The organism is Grimontia celer (genome assembly GCF_900055185.1).
Lineage (GTDB): Bacteria > Pseudomonadota > Gammaproteobacteria > Enterobacterales > Vibrionaceae > Enterovibrio > Enterovibrio celer.
On the sequence record NZ_FIZX01000002.1, the window covers coordinates 447162 to 460896 of the forward strand.

The 13735-nt window shown below is 51.6% G+C and carries 10 protein-coding genes; 9 read left to right on the forward strand and 1 reads right to left on the reverse strand.

From position 1 onward, the window contains the following. Positions 1–11: 11 nt before the first annotated feature. From GCE9029_RS12190 to GCE9029_RS12230, 9 genes are all read left to right on the forward strand, one after another. Positions 12–902, forward strand: coding sequence for a methylenetetrahydrofolate reductase (locus GCE9029_RS12190; RefSeq protein ID WP_157487811.1), 891 nt, complete (start codon positions 12–14; stop codon positions 900–902). Between the two features lie 114 nt (positions 903–1016). Beyond that, complete coding sequence (locus GCE9029_RS12195) at positions 1017–2705, forward strand: formate--tetrahydrofolate ligase (RefSeq protein ID WP_368664810.1); 1689 nt, start codon at positions 1017–1019, stop codon at positions 2703–2705. Positions 2706–2849: 144 nt separating this feature from the next. Then, positions 2850–4004 (forward strand): sterol desaturase family protein, encoded by a 1155-nt coding sequence (locus GCE9029_RS12200; RefSeq protein ID WP_062663527.1) that lies wholly within the window; start codon positions 2850–2852, stop codon positions 4002–4004. A 134-nt stretch (positions 4005–4138) separates the two neighbouring features. Next, positions 4139–5119 (forward strand): dipeptidase, encoded by a 981-nt coding sequence (locus GCE9029_RS12205; protein ID WP_062663528.1) that lies wholly within the window; start codon positions 4139–4141, stop codon positions 5117–5119. Positions 5120–5147: 28 nt separating this feature from the next. Then, positions 5148–5681, forward strand: a complete 534-nt coding sequence (locus GCE9029_RS12210; RefSeq protein ID WP_062663529.1) for a DUF5943 domain-containing protein — start codon at positions 5148–5150, stop codon at positions 5679–5681. 131 nt (positions 5682–5812) lie between these two features. After that, positions 5813–7873, forward strand: coding sequence for an NADH:flavin oxidoreductase (locus tag GCE9029_RS12215; protein ID WP_062663530.1), 2061 nt, complete (start codon positions 5813–5815; stop codon positions 7871–7873). 20 nt (positions 7874–7893) lie between these two features. Continuing rightward, a complete protein-coding gene (locus GCE9029_RS12220; protein WP_062663531.1) occupies positions 7894–9810 on the forward strand; it encodes a (Fe-S)-binding protein in 1917 nt (638 codons plus the stop codon). Beyond that, positions 9811–11010, forward strand: coding sequence for an electron transfer flavoprotein subunit alpha/FixB family protein (locus tag GCE9029_RS12225; protein ID WP_062663532.1), 1200 nt, complete (start codon positions 9811–9813; stop codon positions 11008–11010). Continuing rightward, positions 10997–11776, forward strand: coding sequence for an adenine nucleotide alpha hydrolase family protein (locus tag GCE9029_RS12230; RefSeq protein WP_231870092.1), 780 nt, complete (start codon positions 10997–10999; stop codon positions 11774–11776). The genes GCE9029_RS12225 and GCE9029_RS12230 overlap by 14 nt, the downstream gene beginning before the upstream one ends. A gap of 70 nt (positions 11777–11846) precedes the next feature. Here GCE9029_RS12230 and GCE9029_RS12235 read toward each other — a convergent pair whose 3' ends face one another. Then, a complete protein-coding gene (locus tag GCE9029_RS12235) occupies positions 11847–13574 on the reverse strand; it encodes a hypothetical protein (protein WP_062663533.1) in 1728 nt (575 codons plus the stop codon). Positions 13575–13735: the final 161 nt, after the last annotated feature.

Sequence of the window (13735 nt, forward strand, 5' to 3'; positions counted from 1 at the left end):
GCGAAATGCTCATGACCATGAATTTTGAACAAGGCAAAGTTGATTGTATGCCTCAGCTTCCCGATCCTGCTTTTGCTGCGGCAGAGCTTATTTATCATGCATCCCTCGAGGCGACACCACGTCAAGTGAGCGCATTGGAAAGCCGCCCTGAATGGCTACCGGAAGGTATCCGTGTGTACGTGCCTTTTCTTCCCTCCTCAAACTTTGAAGATGCTTTCGACACCTGTAAAGCCTTGTTGATTTGGGGTGCGGTTCCGGTTCCTCATCTTCCTGCACGCGCTGTCCCGAGCGAAGAGAAACTTCGTGAATGGTTATTAGCGCTCAATGTGCTGGGCGTAAAGCAACTGCTGCTTATATCTGGCGACATTGAAACTGTGCAGGGGCCTTATGCGGATACCATGCAACTTCTGCAATCTGGTTTGTTGCAGGAATACGGCATTGAAAGCTTTGGTGTTGCGGGGCACCCCGAAGGGCATCCCCACGCCGACCAAACAGCGCTAAAACATGCTCTTGAATTCAAAATAAATTATGCCAAAGAACACGGACTATCCCTTTGGGTGGTGACGCAATTCTCGTTTGATCAGACGGTTTTGGAGCAGTGGCTTGATGAACACCAAACCATACTTGCTGGCATTCCGGTTTATCTCGGACTCGCTGGGCCTACGCGTTTGAAAAACCTGCTCTCTTACGCGGCGCAGTGCGGGGTTGCAACATCAGCAAAGGCGCTGACCAAAAACATAAATGCTGTCAGGCTGCTGAGACCTTGGACGCCAGATTCATTGCTGGAAGGGCTGGCAGTTTATCAATCGAATAGGTCGGAATCTGTGTTGAAGGGGATCCATTTGTTTCCGTTTGGTGGGCTGAAACAATCCGCCGAATGGCTCGCTAACAAAGCCAGATAATCCAATTCACTGGTAGTAACCCGGCATTTAATCTTGATGCCGAGACTCTGAAATAGTGAAATTTGGGGCACTCTAATGAATAATCAAAATAATACCGTATTAGTGACTGAAAATATGACAGCTTTACCTCCACCCGGCGCGCCGGATATTGAAATCGCCCGTGCCGTCAAACCTTGGCCGATCTTTGAAGTGGCCCAGCGTAAACTTGGTGTGGCCGCACATGCTTTGATCCCGTTCGGGCATTACAAAGCCAAACTGGATTTATCTCAGATTGATACCACTTCGAAGGTGGGCAAACTTGTGCTGGTCACTGCAATTACGCCGACCCCTGCTGGGGAAGGTAAAACCACCACCAGTATTGGTCTGGCTGATGCACTGAATGCTATCGGCGTTAGCGCCAGCGTATGCTTGCGTGAGCCTTCGCTGGGACCATGTTTTGGTGTGAAGGGTGGTGCTGCTGGCGGTGGCCGTGCGCAAGCCATTCCGATGGAAGATTTAAATCTTCACTTCAACGGCGATTTCCACGCAATCACCTCCGCGCACAATCTGTTGGCAGCCTTGATTGATAACCACATTCACTGGGGTAACGAGCTTAATCTGGATGCGCGTAAAGTATCATGGCGTCGTGTGATGGACATGAATGACCGCGCGCTTCGCCATACCTTAGTGGGATTGGGCGGCCCTGCTCATGGTCAGCCGCGCGAATCTGGTTTCGACATTACCGTGGCGTCTGAAATCATGGCAATCCTTTGTCTGGCAGAAGACAGAAAAGACCTCCAACGACGTCTGGGTAACATCATCATTGGACGCGACCGCGACAACAAGCCAGTGACCGCACGTGATTTAGGCGCAGAAGGCGCAATGACGGTGCTATTGAAAGACGCGATTCAGCCAAACCTGATCCAGACTTTGGAGCATAATCCAGCGCTTATCCATGGTGGTCCATTCGCCAATATCGCTCATGGCTGTAATTCTGTGATGGCGACCCGCACAGCCATGGGTCTGACCGATGTTGTGGTGACGGAAGCGGGCTTTGGTGCAGACTTGGGCGCAGAGAAGTTCATCGACATCAAATGCCGTATCTCCGGCTTAAAACCGGATGCTGCGGTATTGGTGTGTACCGTGCGTGCACTGAAAATGCAGGGTGGCGTCGCGAAAGACAATCTTGATTCAGTAGACGTTGACGCAGTGAAGCTTGGTTCAGCCAATCTTACGCGCCATATCGAAAACATGCAGAAGTTTGGCCTTACGCCTGTGGTAGCGATCAACCGTTTCCCGACCGATGATGCCAAAGAGCTTTCTGTCATCAAAGAAGTTTGCCTGAGTTTGGGCGCGCGCGTCGAAGAAGCGCTGCATTGGGCAGAAGGTGGTGTCGGTGCCAAAGCGGTTGCCGAAGCAGTGAAAGCTTTGCTGGATGGGGAAGCGCCAAATGTGCAGTTCCTCTACGAAGATGATCTTCCAATTGACGACAAAATCCGCAAAGTCGCCACTTCACTCTATGGTGCGGAAGACGTGCAGTTCAATATCGCCGCCCAAAAGCAACTCGATGAAATCCACCAGTTAGGTTATGGGCATCTTCCTGTTTGTATCGCGAAAACACCTTACAGCTTCACCTCAGAGCCATCGGAGCTTGGTGCACCATCAGGACACATACTGCCTGTGCGCGAACTTCGCCTGATGGCGGGTGCAGGCTTTGTTGTCGCGATTTGTGGTGACGTCATGACCATGCCAGGATTGCCGCGCAAACCCGCCGCACTCAGCATCTCACTGGATGATGATGGCGAGATTGTGGGCTTGTTCTAAGTCTTTTCCGGTTACGGTGTCAAAAAGCGCTACCTTGGGTAGCGCTTTTTGTTACTTATTCCCTGAACGTTTTTCTCCTGACTTGAAGCACGTAAAGTACCTACCAATCAATTCGAATCAGTTTTGCGGTATCAGGAGCAAGTGATGTGTAAGAAGGACAAACCGTATCAGTATCAGGAGCGTCAGGTTGAGTTAGATACCGACCGCGCGTTTCGTCTTGGCGAAGGCAAAATCAGCGGCTATCTGTCCGTGATATTGGGTGGTTTGTCGCTGCTTGCCGTGCTGGCTTATCTCTTTCCTTCCTATCTCACCACGACTGAACTTCGTAAAACCTACGATGCGGAAAGCCTGCAGCATGTTCTGAAATACGGCATGTATTTTTCTCTTTTCTTTGGCGCCATCACGCACCTACTGAAAAGGTATCGTCGTCTGGGTTGTATCGGCATACTGCTGACGCTGGTGGCTTTTGCTTTGGGGGGTTATACCGTGCCTGTTGGCCCGGTTGAGCCGAAAGAACTCTCCTTGGGAGTGGATTGGTTAATCCTGGCGTTTTTGGGTTCTGCGGCGATTTTTATGACGCTGGAAAAACTGCTGCCTAAGTACAAGAACCAAGTGATCTTGCGTAAAGAGTGGGAAACGGATTTCTTCTATTTCTGCTTCAACCATTTGGCGATTTCCGCCATCTTGATTTACGCCAACTACCATACTTCACACTTTGACTGGGCAGTGAGTGCTTCATTGCAAGAGTCAGTACAATCCTTGCCAGTGATTTTTCAATTTGTACTGATTCTGATTGCCGCGGACTTTGTTCTTTACTGGGAACATCGCCTGTTCCACGAAGTAAAAGCGCTGTGGCCGGTTCATGCGGTTCACCACTCGGTTGAAGAACTGGATTGGTTAGCTGGCTCGCGCGGTCATTTCATTCAAGTGTTCTCAGAACGTGCAATGGTGATGGTGCCGCTGTATTTGCTGGGGCCTTCAGAGGCAGCGTTGAATGCGTACGTGGCATTCGCAGCGCTGCAAGCGGTGCTGATTCACTGTAACACCCGCATGCACTTTGGTGTTCTGAAATATATCTTTGTGACGCCGCAATTCCATCACTGGCATCACAGCTCAGAAAAGCCTGCGATTGATACTAATTACAGTGCGCATCTGGTGTTGTTTGACTGGTTGTTCGGCACCATGCACATGCCTAAACAGCATTGGCCAGCAAAATATGGCACCACCAAGCCTATGCCGAAGGGTGTAATCGGACAAACCCTGTATCCGCTTACTGCACTGATTAAAAAGCAAAAATAAATTCAAAGTTTTCCTCTATGCGCCGTTCGCGGCGCATTCCAAATACATCCTGTCGCATTCGCATCGCTGGATCAGCTGAGTGTTGTTTAAGTTGGCTAAATATACGAAAGGAAAAACCAACAAAGGACGCACCCATGTCAGATGCTCTAGCACTGCATCGAGATTCCATCATTATTGATGGCCTGATTATCGCCAAATGGAACCGGGAACTGTTTGAAGACATGGCAAAAGGCGGGCTGACGGCTGCCAATTGCACGGTTTCGGTCTGGGAAGGTTTTCAGGGCACTGTCGATAACATTGTCGAGTTCAACCAATTGCTGCGTGAAAACAGCGACCTCATTCGTCCGGTACACACCACAGAAGATATTCTTGCTGCAAAGCGTGAAGGTAAAACCGGCATCATGCTGGGCTTTCAGAATGTTCACGCGTTTGAGGACAAACTTGGCTACATCGAGATTTTCAAAAAGCTGGGTGTAGGTATCGCGCAAATGGCCTACAACACCCAGAACCTAGTCGGTACGGGTTGTTACGAACGCGATGGTGGCTTGTCCGGTTACGGCCGCGAAGTCGTCGCGGAAATGAACCGTGTCGGCATCATGTGCGACCTTTCTCATGTTGGTCCCAAAACCTCAGAAGAAGTCATTCTGGAATCGAAAAAACCAGTTTGCTATTCACACTGCCTACCACTTGGCTTGAAAGATCATCCCCGTAATAAATCCGATGAAGAGCTGAAGTTCATTGCTGAACACGGCGGCTTTATCGGCGTCACCATGTTCGCCCCTTTCCTGAAAAACGGTATCAATTCCACCATCGAAGATTACGTCGAAGCCATCGATTACATCGTTGATCTGGTCGGTGAAGATTGTGTTGGTATCGGCACGGACTTTACCCAGGGCCACGATCAGGAATTCTTTGAATGGATTACCCATGACAAAGGCTACGCGAGAAGGCTGACCAAATTTGGCGAAATCATTAACCCGAAAGGTATCCGCACTGTCGGTGAGTTTCCGAATTTAACAGCAGCGTTACTCGACAGCGGTTGGTCGCCAGAGAAAGTGCAGAAAATCATGGGTGGTAACTGGGTCAAAGTTCTTAAAGACGTTTGGGGCGAATAAGCCTGACTGCGAAAGAGAGGAAGCATTAATGGGTCATCATCCACCGGAAATCCCTATTCAGGTCGACGACGAAACCGGCGTTTGGAGCACAGATGGCTTGCCCATGCTCTATGTCCCCCGACACTTTTTCATCAACAATCATGCTGCGGTAGAAGACGCGATTGGCGCAGATCAATACGCGGATTTGCTCTACAAAGCGGGCTACAAATCCGCTTATTTCTGGTGCGAACAGGAAGGGGAGACCCATGGCATATCAGGTGCAGAAGTGTTCGACCATTACATGAGGCGTCTTTCCCAGCGCGGTTGGGGACAGTTCTTCATTGAGCATCTGGATGTCTCCCAGGGTATTGCCCGTGTGCGCCTCGAAAACTCGGCGTTCGTGTATTACTACGGCAAGGTCAACCGCAAGGTGGATTACATGTTCACAGGTTGGTTTGCCGGCGCTATGGATCAGGTGACGGAGAGCGTCGGTTTTCCGTTCAAAACCCAGGCAGTGCAATTGCAAAGCGGCTCTGAAGAAGGCTGTGATTTTGGACTGTTTGAAGTGAAGCCGATTGGGTAAGAGCAGGTAAGAGCAGGTAAGAGCAGGTCCTAGGGAGAGCAAAGAGTTTGAATCTGAATCTAGGCCTCTGAAATCTGTGTAGGACCTAGGACCTAGGACCTAGGACCTCAAAACAAATATAAGGAAGTGCAATGTCTCAGTTCGACGCTATTTTTCAGCCGCTTGCGATCAACAAGCTGACGATCAGAAACCGGGTGATCAGTACGGCACATGCCGAGGTGTATGCGACGGAAAATGGCATGCCGACTGAGCGCTATATCAAGTATTACGAGGAAAAAGCCAAGGGTGGTATTGGACTGTGTGTCTGCGGCGGCTCAAGCCCGGTGTCTATAGACAGTCCACAGCATTGGTGGAGTTCGGTGAACGTGAGTACTGATGACGTCATTCCACATTTCCAGAACCTCGCTGATGCCATGCATAAACATGGCGCGGCTATCATGATCCAACTGACACACATGGGGCGGCGCTCTCGTTGGGACGGTGGCAACTGGCCGACCCTAATGAGCCCAAGCGGTATTCGCGAACCGGTTCACCGTGCGACCTGTAAAACCATTGAACCTGAAGAGATTTGGCGCATCATCGATGATTTCGCGCAAGCAGTCCGTCGTGCAAAAGAAGGTGGCTTGGACGGCGTTGAGCTCTCGTTTGCTCACCAACATCTTGTTGACCAGTTTTGGAGTCCGCGTGTTAACCGTCGTACTGATGAATGGGGCGGCAGCTTCGAAAACCGCATGCGTTTTGGCGTAGAAATTCTGAAAGCGGTGCGTGCGGAAGTAGGACCGGATTTCGCGGTGGGCATCCGCATGACGGGGGACGAATTCCATCCTGACGGCCTTGACCACGAGAACATGAAAGAAATTGCGGCTTACTATGATGGGCTCGGCATGATCGATTTCTTCAGTGTGGTCGGCTCGGGCTGTGATACCCACAATACGTTGGCGAACGTCATCCCGAATATGACTTACCCGCCAGAGCCGTTTATTCACCTCGCCGCAGGTATTCGCAGTGTGGTGAATGTGCCTGTGATGCACGCACAAAACATCAAAGACCCGGTGCAGGCAGCGCGAGCGCTGGAAAGCGGCCTGATTGATTTTGTCGGTATGACCCGCGCCCATATCGCTGACCCTCACCTCATCACCAAAGTGAAGCTGGGACAGACAGATCAAATCCGCCAATGTGTCGGCGCCAATTACTGCATTGATCGCCAATATCAGGGTATTGATGTTCTCTGTATCCAGAATGCAGCGACGTCCCGTGAATCTAAAGTACCTCATATCATCAGCAAAACCGACGGCCCAATTCGCAAAGTGGTGGTGGTCGGTGGTGGCCCCGGTGGCATGGAAGCGGCGCGTGTCTGTGCCGAGCGTGGTCATCAGGTCACTTTGTTTGAGAAAAACCGTGAACTTGGCGGGCAAATCACGCTGGCAGCCGCTGCACCCCAACGTGAACAAATCGCAGGTATTACCCGCTGGTTCGATCTGGAACTGCGCCGTTTGGGTGTGAACCTTGTATTCGACACGGCGGCAGATGAAGCCACCATTATGGCTGAATCACCCGATGTAGTTGTGCTGGCTGTTGGCGGTAAACCGTTTATCAATCAGGAAGCTAAATGGGGCGGTGATGACGGTCTGGTGGTAAGTAGCTGGGACATTCTAAGCGGTGCCGTTGAGCCGGGCAAAAACGTGGTGGTGTACGATACCATTTGCGAATTCGCGGGTATGTCTGTCGCGGATTATCTCGCGGCGAAAGGCTCATTGGTGGAAATTGTCACCGATGACATCAAACCGGGTGTCGCTGTCGGTGGCACCAGCTTCCCCACATACTATCGCAGTCTCTATGAGCGCGATGTAGTGATGACGCCGGATCTGGTGCTGGAAGAAGTCTACAAAGAGGGTGACAAACTGATTGCCCGCTTCGAAAACGAATACACAGGTGTGCGCGAAGAGCGCGTGGTCGACCAGGTGGTGGTTGAAAACGGCGTCAGACCAGACGAGGCGCTTTACTATGCGCTCAAAGAAGGCTCCCGTAACCGTGGTCAGGTAGATATCGACACCCTGTTTGCCTTTGAGCCACAACCCGCATTTACGGAACATGCAGGGGGCTACTTGCTTTATCGCATCGGTGATTGCAGCGCGCAGCGCAATATTCACGCTGCCATCTACGATTCACTGCGTCTGTTTAAAGACCTCTGAGCGACTGCGGGGTAGCTGTGATGTGGACGTCGCTTATCGGTCCTTTGTTAGTCATCATGATTGCGCTGGCGGTTGTCGGCACAGTAAAACGGATTCGTCTCTGGCAGCAAGGGAAGCCAGCCAGCTTTCCCATCGGGAGAGCCCTTGCTGCCATTCCCCGACGGTATTTGGTTGATCTTCACGATGTGGTTGCACGTGACAAAGCGTTCGCAAACACGCATGTCGCCACTGCTGGGGGCTTTGTGGCATCTGGCATTTTAATGGTGCTGGTTTTCGTTCTGGGGTTAGACAATACCCTGACATTTGCACTGATGAGTGCGACGTTTGCTGCGATGGCGTTTGGTGCAGTGAAAGTGAAAAAACGTCGCGAAAACCCTCCTGCTAACCTTTCCAAAGGGCCTTGGCAGAGGCTACCTAACAGTCTGCTGGTTTTCTCCTTCTCTGGCTTGATGATGTCGTTGCTGTTGTTATTGGGCATCGGCAATGTACCCATCATCGTCGCGGCGCTGCTTATCGTTGGCATTCTGTTAGGTTTAGCAGAGCTGCTATTTGGTATGACTTGGGGCGGCCCAATGAAACATGCCTTTGCGGGCGCCTTACATCTTGGCTTTCACCGACGTCAGGAACGTTTTGGTGGTGGCCGATCAACGGGCCTGAAGCCCATCAACCTTGATGAGCAAACTCTGGGCGTTGAAAAGCCGTCCGATTTTTATTGGAACCAGCTGTTGGGCTTTGATGCCTGCGTGCAGTGCGGACGCTGTGAAAAAGTTTGTCCGGCGTTTGCCGCCGGTCAGCCACTGAATCCGAAGAAACTGATTCAGGATATGGTGGTAGGCATGGCTGGCGGGGAAACGGGAAATTACGCCGGCAGCCAGTACCCCGGCAAATCTGATGAAGCCCGTTGCGGAGCGCCGGATAAACCTTTGTTCGAGGGTTTACTGGATGCAGAAACCGTCTGGTCGTGTACTACCTGTCGAGCCTGTGTCGAAGAATGCCCAATGATGATCGAACACGTTGATGCGATTGTCGATATGCGCCGCAACTTGACGCTAGCAAAAGGTGAAACGGTCGGAAAAGGCGCAGAGGTGTTGGAAAACCTGATTGCAACCGATAACCCGAATGGCCTGTCGCCAAACAGCCGAGCGAACTGGTCAGTCGATCTGAAGCTCAATCATCTGTCAGAGGTGGGTACCACGGATGTGCTTTTGTGGGCGGGTGACGGTGCCTTTGATTTGGCTTACCAACGCACGCTTCGTGCGGTGGTTACACTGCTGCGTCACGCCAATATCGATTTCGCCATTTTGGGTAACGAGGAATTGGATAGCGGCGATCTGGCGCGTCGTCTGGGTGATGAAGCCACCTTCCAGCGCTTGGCGATTGCCAATGTCAAAACCCTGAACAAATACCAGTTCAGGTCAATTGTTACCCCGGATCCTCACGCCTTCCATGTACTTAAAAACGAGTACCCGGACTTTGGCGGCAGCTATGATGTTTTCCATCACACCGAGTATCTGGCGAAGCTGGTTGAGCAAGGTGATATCAAGCTGAAGCAGGCCAAATCCCAATCGGTGACGTATCACGATCCTTGTTATCTCGGGCGCTACAACGGTGGCTATGATGCACCGCGTTACCTGCTCAGCAGCATGGGGCTGACGGTCAGTGAGATGGAGCGTTCAGGCTATCGCTCGCGTTGCTGTGGCGGTGGAGGTGGGGCGCCAGTCACCGATATTCCGGGCGAACATCGCATTGCGGATATGCGGATGGATGATGCCCGCGAGACGGGGGCTGATATGGTGGCGGTTGCCTGCCCGCAGTGTGCAGTGATGCTCGAAGGCGTGGTGATGCCAAGGCCGGAAGTGAAGGACGTTGCTGTCATGCTGCTCGATGCCGTGGTAGAAAATGCCGACGCTGGCCAAGCAAAAGCGGTGGGGGAGTAAATGGACGACATCAAACGACGCGATCCCCGTAAAGAACATATCCTGAGAAATCGCCTGCACCCTCAGTATGATGAGATGGCAGTTGACCATGATTTGCTGATGTCAGGTGGTACCAACCGCAAAAATCCCCACAAGCAGGGGTACTTATCGGCGGAAGGCATTAAACGGATCGACCGCTCTGGTGCTGCGGTCGCAGCGGCTGGCGTGGCGAAAAAACAGCAAGAGCAAAGCCTGCCACTCAGGGCCATTGTGAATCCTTCCCACTATATTGTGGTGTTCTCGGATTCTGATAGTGCCAAGCTGACGGTGCTGGACAAAGACATGCTGGGACTTGCACATTCGCTGGCGGACGGTGGCACAGCCGTCGTAATGATTAACCTTCACAACCGTGAGGATGACCTTGCCTCGGCCGGTGCTGACAGAGCATTGACGCTCGACGCAGCCAACTATTCCCCTGACAACTGGCTCGCGATATTACAAACCATTGATACAGAGCTATCCCCCAAACATTGGATATTCGCGGATGACACCTTAGTCGGTGGAGATTTAGCGAGAAGATTAGCGGCTTCATTGGGCGTAAGACCAGTGACTCGCGGCAACCTTTACGCAGAAGGCACGCTGAATTGTGGTGGTGGTGACGCATCGAAAAGTGTTAACCGGAAGCTTTCCCGAATATTGCTGGTGGAAGAACAAGTGGCTGACCCGATTGCTGGCTTTATCACTGAAGCGTCTTCACTGGATGTCACAGAAGTGGCGGGTGTGATACCCAAAGTCACAGACCTTGGTGGCGTCGCCGTTGATCCGGCTGACATTCCTCTGGCGGAAACCCGATTTATTCTCTCCGGTGGTAACGGTATTCGTAATTGGGCCTTGTTCCACCAATGTGCGCAAGCATTGGGTGCGACAGAAGGGGCCAGCCGTGTCGCTGTTGATAACGGGCACATGCCAAGAACAACTCAGGTTGGCGCTACCGGCACCTATGTGAACGCCAAGATCTATATCGCCGTGGGTATTTCGGGCGCGATTCAACATTTGCAGGGGATGACGACCTGCGAAACCGTCATCGCACTGAATACTGATGCCAACTGCGAGATGATTAAGCGTGCTGATCTCAGCATTATCGCTGATAGCAGCGAAGTGATGCAGGCATTGGTTGACGCTACCTTTGGTGGTAAAGGAGAGCTTGATGATGTCGGATAACCCAAACATCCTGGTACTGGTTTCAGCCGGCCAACACCCGCTCTCTGGACGTCCAAGACGGGCAGAGCGTGATGCCAAGGCGCTGGAAATGGCATTGACCCAGTCGGAATCTGCAATGGTTTTATTCGCCGGCGATCCTCAATCACCCGCGATTCGGGAATATCTTGGTATGGGCGTCTCCAAGGTCAACGTGTTGAAGCAACCAGAAGGGGCAGACACTAGCGCGGCACTGGCGGATTTCGTCAAATCCCAGAAGCCCCAACTGGTTTTCTGCGGTGCCCGGGCAGAGCAGGGGGAATCATCCGGCATGGTGCCGTATTTGGTTGCTGATGGGTTAGGTGCAGCCGTTGTGCCGGAAGTGGTCGATGTGATGGAACAAACCGATTCTCACGTTGAAGTGCTTCAGGCTTTGGCAGGCGGTCAGCGCAGAAAGCTTAGGGTCGAACTACCTGCTGTGCTGATCGCCAGTGCATCAGCGCCTGCAGCAAGGCAAAGCGCGTTTACCAAAGCGAGAGATGGTTTAGTGAATGTGCTGGAAGTTGAAGTGAAAATGGATCTGGAGCAACAGGGCTGGAAATGGCAGCCAGCCAAGAAACGTCCGAAGCGCACTAAAACCGTCGCCGCTAAAGCCTCCAGCCGCGACCGCTTTAAAGCTGCCACTGCAGCGCCCGCATCTTCTGGCGGAAAAGTGATGATGAACCCAAGCCCGCAAGAAGCGGCAGAAGCGATTCTGAAGCTGCTTGAAGAGAAAGGTCTTAGGAAGTGAACGTAAACGGGTTTGCCAACAAATGCCCTCAGTTTGAGGGCATTGTCGTTTTAGCAAGTCTAGAGTTGGGCTAGTTACAGCTGTAGCTGGTTGCCACTTTCCTCACCCGGTTATCTGCACCGTCACAGAAGTCGTAATTCAACTGTAGGAAACACTGCTGTGAACCGTCCTCTTTGATGGTGATGGTGCCGTTGTACACATAGGAAAGCGGTGTACCACGCACATCACCATGCTGGCAGGCAGGCTTAATGGTTGAACTGCCGCTAATGCTCAGTGTCTTCAAAGTCTTAACTTCAGTCACCCCAACATAGCCGCGGATACCGCCAGAATAACGGTCGTAACTTGTGGTCGAGAAACTGCCGTAATCAGTCGTCCATCTGAGTCGAGTGTGGCGCGCTGATGAGTGGTATAGCCCGGCAGCGTTGAAGTAGACATCAGATTTATCGCAATCCACACCAAAGTAAGACCAAGCACCATCCCCGCCTGCAGACATTTGTAGTTTCACGCCTGAGCTACAGGCACCAAGTGGTTCATCGTTGTCGTTAATGGTAACGGTTCCCCATGCTTTGTCGCCTTGGTCATCTTTAATCCAGGCGTCGAGCGAAAAGGTTTTGGCTTCTTCGTCATCGTCATCATCAATGGTTGGTACGATCACGCTGATGCTGGAAACACCCGGCGGGATGTCTACCTTCACGCCTGCGCTGGTGAGAGTGGCTGATGTGCTTTCATCTCCAAATCTCACCGTGACACCAGTCTGATAGTCGGTTCCCGCAATGGCCGTACCATCGCGAAGTGCAAGGGTAACTTCTTTTGAGGCTTTGAGCTCTTTGTCGAAGTTGACGGTAAAGGTGGCATTTTGTCCTTCGGTAACGGTGTCGCCGGAAACACCAGTGACTTCAATGACAGTTTCGCTTGGAAAAACGGTGCCGTCATAGCACTTGTAAGCTTCCAGTGTATTGGTCGTCAACGCGCTGATGCGATTTGGAAAAAGCCCGACAGAGACTTTCTCGCCCGTATCAGGGTTCAGTCGCCAAAGCCGGGTACTATTGATGTTCCCTGTGACGTTTTGGTTTTTGGCAGCAACAAGCATTTGACCGTTCTGGTCGAGGGTGGCGGCCGTGACGAAATTGACGAAATGGAAAGACTCTAGCTTGGTTTCACCCGTAGAGGTGTTAATGGTAAATGTTCGGGTGTTGGTGACAAGCAGGAGTTTGCCCTGATAAAACACAAAGTCACCCCAACTTGAGTAACCTCCCGAGCGCATACCACTGGGAAATTCGCCAATCTTTGCCGTTGAGGCGTCGCTGGTGTTGATGGTAAAGATATCACTGTTATCAGAGGCATAAAGAGTGTTTGTAGTGGGGTCAAATGCCATGCGGAATACATCCGGCGTGTCTCCAACAATCGAGTGAGTGCCTGTATCTGGGTCATAGTAGGCGAGCTGGTTTTTCTTCAGCTTTGACGCATGGAAATCGAGGCTAGGAAATTCACCGGAATTGGTGTCGTCTTCAAGCCCCTGCACATGATAGGCTTCCGGCCTTGGCGCGCTTACATAGTAGATACGATTGTTGACTGCGTCATAAGCCATAGCCGAAGAGCTGAATAGTGTGCGTGACTCTTTCAGTGCGCGTGAGCCGTCGTAAGCACCTGTGAGTTTTTTGTCTTCTTGCAGGTCTATAAGAAAACCCACATGTCCGCGTCCCGCATTCATCGCGTAGACGTTGCCATTACACTGTGCAAAAGCGCCAGACGAGGCGCAGGTTGCCAGAATGAAAGTTGCCAAAGTATGCTTCTTCATACAATTTCCCTAGTGTTTATATTGTTATTAAATCAACTGCATAAGCATGAAAATCGTATGAGGGGAGACAGACGTATTTTGTCTCGAATATGATGCGGCGTCGGAAATAAATAATTAGCGTTTACTGAATAAGACGCTTTGTGTTTGATTAATAAAATTAA

Bases quoted from the DNA above. Each gene is read 5' to 3' on its own strand.
- GCE9029_RS12190 (WP_157487811.1), top strand. From the start codon at position 12: ATGACCATGAATTTTGAACAAGGCAAAGTTGATTGTATGCCTCAGCTT.
- GCE9029_RS12195 (WP_368664810.1), top strand. From the start codon at position 1,017: ATGACAGCTTTACCTCCACCCGGCGCGCCGGATATTGAAATCGCCCGT.
- GCE9029_RS12200 (WP_062663527.1), top strand. From the start codon at position 2,850: ATGTGTAAGAAGGACAAACCGTATCAGTATCAGGAGCGTCAGGTTGAG.
- GCE9029_RS12205 (WP_062663528.1), top strand. From the start codon at position 4,139: ATGTCAGATGCTCTAGCACTGCATCGAGATTCCATCATTATTGATGGC.
- GCE9029_RS12210 (WP_062663529.1), top strand. From the start codon at position 5,148: ATGGGTCATCATCCACCGGAAATCCCTATTCAGGTCGACGACGAAACC.
- GCE9029_RS12215 (WP_062663530.1), top strand. From the start codon at position 5,813: ATGTCTCAGTTCGACGCTATTTTTCAGCCGCTTGCGATCAACAAGCTG.
- GCE9029_RS12220 (WP_062663531.1), top strand. From the start codon at position 7,894: ATGTGGACGTCGCTTATCGGTCCTTTGTTAGTCATCATGATTGCGCTG.
- GCE9029_RS12225 (WP_062663532.1), top strand. From the start codon at position 9,811: ATGGACGACATCAAACGACGCGATCCCCGTAAAGAACATATCCTGAGA.
- GCE9029_RS12230 (WP_231870092.1), top strand. From the start codon at position 10,997: ATGATGTCGGATAACCCAAACATCCTGGTACTGGTTTCAGCCGGCCAA.
- GCE9029_RS12235 (WP_062663533.1), bottom strand. From the start codon at position 13,574: ATGAAGAAGCATACTTTGGCAACTTTCATTCTGGCAACCTGCGCCTCG.